Source organism: Alteromonas sp. 5E99-2 (assembly GCF_017368475.1).
GTDB lineage: Bacteria > Pseudomonadota > Gammaproteobacteria > Enterobacterales > Alteromonadaceae > Alteromonas_F.
On sequence record NZ_JAFNJE010000084.1, the window covers coordinates 1 to 426 of the forward strand.

General features: G+C 60.1%; 1 pseudogene. It reads right to left on the reverse strand.

The features are described from left to right. Nucleotides 1-426, reverse strand: a pseudogene (locus J3L16_RS16000) (class II histone deacetylase); the annotation flags it as partial.

Here is a 426-nt window from a genome sequence, read left to right on the forward strand (position 1 = left end):
GCTTGATCCACGTCTCGCCGTAAGGGTCTGGGGCCGTGATCGCACTGCCAGACATTTCGGACAAGACAGCGTGGCCGCAGAACGGGACGTAGATTTCTGAATAACCGCCCTCGTGAACCATCAGTAGTTTGCCGTCGCAGATGTCTGCCGTCAGGTCCATGACTTGGCGGGTCATCGCGCTAAATGTCCCTTGGTGGGCCATCATGCGCGACAGTGGGTCGTTGGCTGCCGCGTCAAAACCGCAGGCTACAATCAGCACGTCTGGGGCAAAATCGCGTATGGCGGGCAGGGCGAGTGCGTCCATCGCTTCCAAATACCCGGTGTGACCGGTGCCGGGGGGCAGTGGGATATTGAGGTTCGCGCCAAGCCCCGCCCCTTTGCCGCGATCAGCAAAATCGCCTGTGTCGAGCGGATAGTTGTTCGCTT